This window comes from Corallococcus terminator (assembly GCF_049194865.1).
Lineage (GTDB): Bacteria > Myxococcota > Myxococcia > Myxococcales > Myxococcaceae > Myxococcus > Myxococcus terminator_A.
Genome location: NZ_JBLZWL010000119.1, coordinates 23,174 through 29,688, shown reverse-complemented (window position 1 = coordinate 29,688; position 6,515 = coordinate 23,174). Strand labels below are relative to the sequence as shown.

5 protein-coding genes are annotated in these 6,515 nt (G+C 69.6%); all 5 read right to left on the bottom strand.

The window, feature by feature from the left end; all coding sequences use genetic code 11:
• The coding region (locus tag ACN469_RS36000; RefSeq protein ID WP_498775615.1) for a methyltransferase at positions 1-974 on the bottom strand (974 nt) is incomplete at its 3' end.
• Entirely contained in the window at positions 971-1,852 is an 882-nt protein-coding gene (locus ACN469_RS35995; RefSeq protein WP_498775613.1) for a tryptophan 2,3-dioxygenase family protein, read from the bottom strand. The genes ACN469_RS35995 and ACN469_RS36000, both read right to left, overlap by 4 nt.
• 154 nt (positions 1,853-2,006) lie before the next feature.
• Positions 2,007-2,402, bottom strand: coding sequence for a response regulator (locus tag ACN469_RS35990; RefSeq protein WP_498775611.1), 396 nt, complete (start codon positions 2,400-2,402; stop codon positions 2,007-2,009).
• Positions 2,395-5,340 carry a response regulator gene (locus ACN469_RS35985; RefSeq protein WP_498775609.1) on the bottom strand — a complete coding sequence of 982 codons (2,946 nt, stop codon included), beginning with the start codon at positions 5,338-5,340 and terminating at the stop codon, positions 2,395-2,397. Before ACN469_RS35985 ends, ACN469_RS35990 begins: the two co-directional genes overlap by 8 nt.
• Before the next feature lie 3 nt (positions 5,341-5,343).
• Positions 5,344-6,507 carry an FIST signal transduction protein gene (locus ACN469_RS35980; protein ID WP_498775607.1) on the bottom strand — a complete coding sequence of 388 codons (1,164 nt, stop codon included), beginning with the start codon at positions 6,505-6,507 and terminating at the stop codon, positions 5,344-5,346.
• Positions 6,508-6,515 lie beyond the last annotated feature (8 nt).

Below are 6,515 nucleotides of genomic sequence, written 5' to 3'. Positions count from 1 at the left end.
TCCTGGAGCATCTGGAGGTACAGCTCCACCTCGCGCAGCCGGCTGACGCACGAGTCCACGCCGATGAGGAAGTACGTCCAGAAGAACTGCGCGGCCAGGCGCTCCGGCGTGCGGAACTCCTCGCAGATGACCACGCGGCCACCCGACGGCAGCGCCGCCCACGCGGCCTTCAGCAGCGTCTGCGCCGTCTGCGCGGACCAGTCGTGGAGCACGCGGACGAACGTCATCACGTCGTAGCCGGGAGGCAGGGGCTCCGCGAGGAAGTCGCCGCCCACGAAGCCCAGCTGGGACGGCGTCAGGCCGAAGCGCTCGCGCGTGCGCTCCACCAGCGTGGAGGTGGCCGGCAGGTTGTAGACGTCCACGCGCGCGGTGGGGTGCTCGCGCGTGAGCAGCGCCGCGAGGCTGCCGTCGCCGCCTCCCACGTCCAGCACGCGCACGTCGCCCTTCCACAGCCGCTCCGAGTGCAGGCGCAGCGACTCCAGGATGGGCGGCAGGCCCGCGGCCATGCTCGTCTCGAAGCCCTCCAGCTGCTCCTGCGTGCGCAGCGGCCAGTCGAAGTCGTCCGGGGAGATGGAGTGCTGTCCGCGCAGCACCTCCGGCAGCCGCCCGTGCAGCTGGTGCCAGGGGAACTTCTCGCGGTCCTTCTCCCGTCCCTGAGGCCCCACCACGGCGATGGCCGCCTCGCGCAGTCCTGGCACCGCCTGGTAGCGCGCGGACGCGAGCGCGTCCGTGTCCTGCGCGCGCGTCACCAGGCTCAGGCTCTCCAGGCAGTCCAGCAGCTTGTAGAGCCGGCCCGGCACCAGGCCGTGCTTCGCGGACAGCTCCGCCAGCGACACGGGGGAGGGGCCCTCCAGCGACTCGAGCAGCCCCAGCTGGAGCGACGCCTCCACCACGTCCACCGCCTTGGCGCCGTTGTAGAGCAGGTGCAGCAGCGCGCGAGGTGACTCCGCCACCGGGCGCGGCCTCGACGTCACGACTCGCCCCGAGGCGGAAAGCCCGGGTGCACCGGGCATACGGCGGAGGTCATCGGCGCGGTATAGGCACCCATCGCGCCCTCCATGCAGCCCTCACGGCGCGCGCCCGGCGCATGGCCTCCCTCGCGCCGCCACCCGGACGTCAGCTCCACGCGCACGTCCCAGAGCTGACGGAACAGGGGGAGCGTCATCCGCCCCGCCAGCACCTGCGTGGGCAGCCCGTCCAGCGCCTTCACGGAGCGGTCCACGCCGATGGTGCGCCGCACGAGCTGGAAGTGCGCGTGCAACCAACCCTGGAAGGCCTCGTCCACGTCCACCAGCTGCTCGCACAGGCGCTTCAAGTCGTCCGGTCCGCTCCGGTACACGTCCAGCAGCGTGCGCGCGCGCCGCGCGAGGAGCCGCTCCAACGCCTGCTCCAGCCCCTCCGCCGCCTTGCGCAGCATGTTGTAACCGGGTGACTCCTGCCCGCTGCCATTGCCCAGGCTGCGGCGGATGACCTGATAGGCATCCGGCGTCATCGTCTCCAGCACGGCCAGCTCCGACTTCAGGCCCTGGACGATGCGCGACACGCGCTCCAGCCGCGCGGACGCCGCCCACAGCGCGTCCCTGTCCAGCTCCGCCACCACCTCCACCACCTCGCGCGAGGCCAGCTTCAGCCACAGCTCCTGCGCCTGGTGCACCACCTGGAACATCAGCTCGTCATGCGAGACGCGCTGCTCCTCCGGCGCCTGCAGCGCCAGCAGCTGCGGCGTCTTGAGGTACACCTCGTAGTCCAGCTCTCCGCGGCCCACCCACTTCTTCAACAGGGGATTGAAGAGCGGTTCATCCAGCTCCTGCCGCAACTTTTCCGCATAACTGTAACCATGTGGCGTGTGCATGGTGCCCTCCGAAGGGAGAGGTGGGCATTCAAAGGTGAGTGCGCGAAGGAGACGTGCCCGACGGGAACAGTGGACGTGGCTCGCTACGACGGTGGGTACGGCGGGTGCCGCGCCCCGGGCCGTTGGGTGGCCCGGAGCACGGAGAGACGACGGCTCAGGTGGCCGAGGGCGGGCGCGGCTTGAGCCGGAAGGTGCGCAGCCGGTTGGCCAGCTCCTCGCCCTGGACGCTCTTGGAGATGTAGCCGTCCGCACCGGAGGCCAGTGCGAGCGAGCGCAGCTTCGACTCGTCCGAGGCCGAGTAGAGGATGAACTTCGTCTTCGCGGACGCGTACTGGCGCGCGAGGTTGACGACCTTGTCGCCCTTGAGGGCGGGGAAGTTGACGTCGATGAGGACGAAGTCCGGCTCGGAGGCGCTCACCAGGTTGGAGACCCCCAGCGCCGAGGTGTGGGTCAACACCTCGAAGCCATAGGAGCTCAGCGAGCGCTGGACGAGGTCGAGCAGGTCCGGGTCATCGTCCACCACCAGGACGCGTGCTTTTTCTTCAGCCATGGCTTCTCCCTAGATGCTTGCGGATCATCTCGAGCAACTGGTCACGATCAAGGGGCTTGGTGAGGTACGCGGTGCAGCCCGCCGCGTGTGCCTTGTCCTGGTACTCCCGCCCCGCGTGAGCCGTCACCGCGATGACCGGCACGTTGGCCACGGAGGGTACCGCACGCAAGCGACGTGTTGCCTCCCAACCATCCAGCCGCGGCAGGGAGAGGTCCATCAGGATGAGGTCCGGATTGTCGCGCGTCGCGCGCTCCAAGCCGTGCTCTCCGTCCTCCGCCTCGATGACTTCGAACAGTCCGCCCAGGTAGCGGCGGACGATGTCCCGATTCTGGGCACTGTCTTCCACATACAGGATGCGAGGCAGCCTGCCGGCGCTGGCGGCACGCTGGGACAGCAGCAGGCCCTTGGCCTGGGCGATGACGTCCTCCAGCGCGTGGCCGCCCTTCTTCACGAAGCCGGCGAAGCCGTCGCGCAGGAGCGACTCCTCCTCGTGGGTGAGCGACTTTCCGGTGAGCACCACGACGGGCACCTGGAGCTTCTCCGCGCGCAGCCGGCGCAGCACCTCGAAGCCATCCAGGTTGGGCATCATCAAGTCGAGCACGACGAGGGACGGCGGTGAGACGCGGGCCTTGAGCAGCGCGTCCTCGCCGTTGCGCGCCTCCGCGGTGGAGAAGCCGGCGCGGCGCAGGTTGCGGCTGACCAGCTCGCGCGTGGCGGAGTCGTCGTCCACCACCAGCACGTCGCCCGCGGAGGTGCCGGACGGCTGGCCCAGGCAGCGCTGCACCACTTCGACCAGGCGCTCGGGCTCCACCGGCTTGACCAGGTACTCGCACGCGCCCAGCGAGAAGCCCCGCGCGCGCTGCTCCTCCACGGAGATGAGGATGACGGGGATGGTGGCCAGCGACTGGTCGCCCTTGAGCTGGCTGAGCACGGACCAGCCGTCCAGCTTGGGCAGGTGGATGTCCAGCAGGATGGCCTGGGGCCTGAGCTCCCGGGCGCGCTTGAGGGCGGCGATGCCGTCCTCGGCCACCACCACCTTGAAGCCCGCGGGCTCCAGCTGGCCGGTGACGAGCTGCTGGATGAGCGGATCATCATCCACCACCAGCACCGTGCTGCCGGGCTGCGCCAGCGTGCTCACGTGCTGGGCGACCTCCGCCACCGGCACACCGCGCTCGTGGACCGCCACCTGCGGCGCGTCCTCCGGCCGGTCCGCCATGTTGTTGGGCAGGCGCACGGTGAAGGTGGTGCCCCGGCCCAGCGTGGACACGACGCTGACATTGCCGCCGAGCACGCGCGACAGCTCGCGGACGATGGCCAGCCCCAGGCCCGTGCCTCCCACCTTGCGCGTGGTGGAGCCGTCCACCTGGCGGAACTTCTCGAAGATGAAGGGGAGCTGGTCCGAGGGGATGCCGACGCCGGTGTCCTCCACCGTCATCACCACCTCGTCGCCGGAGGGCACCATGCTCAGCGCGACTTCGCCCGTGTCGGTGAACTTGGCGGCGTTGCTCAGGAGGTTGAGCATGATCTGCCGCAGCTTCAGCGCATCGGTGCGCAGCATGCTCGCCTGGCCGTCGATGTGCGTCGTCAGGGCCACGTCCTTGCCCTTGAGGTACTCCTTCACCGTGGCCATGCACTCGTCGGCCAGCTCCTGCACGTCCACCGGCTCGGTGACGACATCCACCTTGCCCGCTTCAATCTTGGACAGGTCCAGGATGTCGTTGATGAGCGCGAGCAACGTCTTCGCGTTCGTCTTGACGACGTTGAGGTCGCGGCGGCCATGGGCCGTCAGGCGCGAGCCCTCCTCGCGCATCAAGAGGTCGCAGTAGCCGATGATGCCGTTGAGCGGCGTGCGGATTTCATGGCTGAAGTTGGCCAGGAACTCGCTCTTGAGGCGGACGGCGGCCTCGGCCTCGCGGGCGCGCTCCTCCTCGTTGCGCTTGGCCAGCGCCAGCTCCTGGGCCAGCCGGTCCAGGTCCTCGTTCTGCTGGCGGATGATCTCCATCTGCAGCGCGCGCTGCTGGTAGGACGCCAGCGAGCGGGCGGAGACGGCGCGCGTGCGCTTGATTTCCTCCAGGCTGGCGGCGAGCTGCTTGTTGGCCGCCTCCAGCTCCACCTTGGACGCGCGCAGCATCTCCTCGTTCTGCTTGCGCTCGGTGATGTCCTCGGTGACGCCCAGCACGTAGCGGGCCTCGCCGCCGCCATCCAGGAGCGGCAGCTTGCGCGTGGCGAAGATGCGGTCCACGCCGCCCGCGCGCGCCACCTCCTCGAAGGAGCGCATCTTCTTGCTGGCGAGGATGTCGGAGTCGATGGCGACGAACGAGTCCGCCTGCTCCTGTGGGAAGTAGTCGTGGTCCAGCTTGCCGAGCAGCCACTCCTTGGTGACGCCGAACGCGTCAGCGAAGGTCTTGTTGGCCACCACGAGCCGGCGCGTCGCCGCGTCCTTCACGAAGAGGACGAAGGGCAGCGCGTCGATGATGTTGCCCAGAATCCAGTTGGTGCGGTGCAGCTCCTCCGCGGTGGCGTCATGGCGGAGCCTGTCTCCGGCCAGCGGCAGCTCGCGGCGCAGCACGGGCGCCATCCGGTTGAAGCGGTCCTCGGTGACGTAGTCGCGAGCGCCCGCCCGGGTGCTGGCCTCCAGCGTGTCGTCGCTCCAGTCGCGCGACAGCACGACGAAGGGCAGCTCTCGCGAGTGCTTGCGCCACAGCGTCTGCGCCTCCGCGAAGCCCAGGCCCGGCACTTCGGAGCCGCACACGACGAGCGACCAGGGGCGCGCCAGCGCGGCCGTCAGGGCCTCCGCGCTGGTGGCTCGCTCCGCCTGGGCGACGACGCCCGCCTGGGCGAGCGCCTCTTCCACGCGCTGGCACTCGCGCTCGCTCGCCACGAGCAGGAGGGTGGCGGTGGCCGCCGTCGGGACGGAGGAGGTGAGGGAGGTGGCCATGGCTCAGTTTGCCCCAAACACCAGCGTGGTCAGCGTGGTGTTGATGTGGAACCCCGAGTAGATTTCGAAGTGCACGTTCATCCCAGCGGCGGTGGGTGCGGCCTTCAAAGTCTCCGCGAGCTGGGAAACCGTGTTGGTCGCATGCGCGTACCACATGCGCCCGCCGCAGTGGAACAGGAGAGCGGCCTGGGGGTTCTGTACCCGGCGGGGCAGCTCGTCCGTGAAGAAGCTCCTGGTCATCCCCGCCATGTCACCCAGCCTCATCAGCTCCAGCTCGGTGCCCTCCTCCAGCAGGTTGGCGAAGAGGATGGAGCCGTCCTCCTGGGGCCTCCACGCCGCGCGGATGAAGTACTCGCGGCCCACGCGCAGCGCGGTGGGGCGCACCGCGAAGCCCTTGGGCGTGCCGAACTCCAAGTCACGCACGTCCTCCACGCCCAGGATTTCGGCGTAGCGCTTCGCGGCCGGGCGCCCGTCGATTTCGAGCGCGCGCGTGTGGCTCTCGTCCACCTTGGTGATGGTGAGCTTCTCGCCGGTGGGCACGTACCAGTGCGAGCGCAGCGCGGCCCACGGCGCGCTCGTGCGGAACAGCGCCACCAGCACCGCGTCGGTGGCGACCTCTCCGTCCACGTGCACCAGCGCGGACTGCCTGGCCGGGTCCCGGTTGTCGTCGCTGGCGCCGCCGCCCACGAGCACCAGCGTCTGGCTGCGCTCGAGGATGCCCAGGAGCAGCTCTTCTTTTTTGTAGCGGAAGCCGTCGTCGATGACGAGGCCGACATAGCGGCGCGGGTCCAGGTCCTGCTGCCGCACGCCCAAATCCTCGCAGGCGCGCCGGATGGCCACCTGTCCCGCGCTGATGGCGTCCAGGGAGAGCCCGGTGCCCAGTCCCAGGCCGACCTCCAGGTCGCCAGAGAGGGCGGACAGCACGACGCTGCCCTCGTGGATGCCGGTGTTGTCCAGCTCGCCCGCCGTCGTCGCGCCTACCAGCCGGGTGCCCGGGGGCAGCCGCTCGCGCACCGCGCGGTTCAGGGCGTGCTGGTCCCTGTTGCGCGAGGCGAACATCGTCACGAGCACGGGCTTGATGGCGCCCAGCTGACTGAGGAGGTCCTCCGCGGCGGCATCAGGCTCCTTCAACGTGGTGCGAGCCGTCTGCATCTTCACTTGTGCCATGAAGGACC

Excerpts from the sequence above, each read along its gene's own strand:
- ACN469_RS35990 (WP_498775611.1), bottom strand. The coding sequence starts at position 2,402 with ATGGCTGAAGAAAAAGCACGCGTCCTGGTGGTGGACGATGACCCGGAC.
- ACN469_RS35980 (WP_498775607.1), bottom strand. The coding sequence starts at position 6,507 with ATGGCACAAGTGAAGATGCAGACGGCTCGCACCACGTTGAAGGAGCCT.
- ACN469_RS35995 (WP_498775613.1), bottom strand. The coding sequence starts at position 1,852 with ATGCACACGCCACATGGTTACAGTTATGCGGAAAAGTTGCGGCAGGAG.
- ACN469_RS35985 (WP_498775609.1), bottom strand. The coding sequence starts at position 5,340 with ATGGCCACCTCCCTCACCTCCTCCGTCCCGACGGCGGCCACCGCCACC.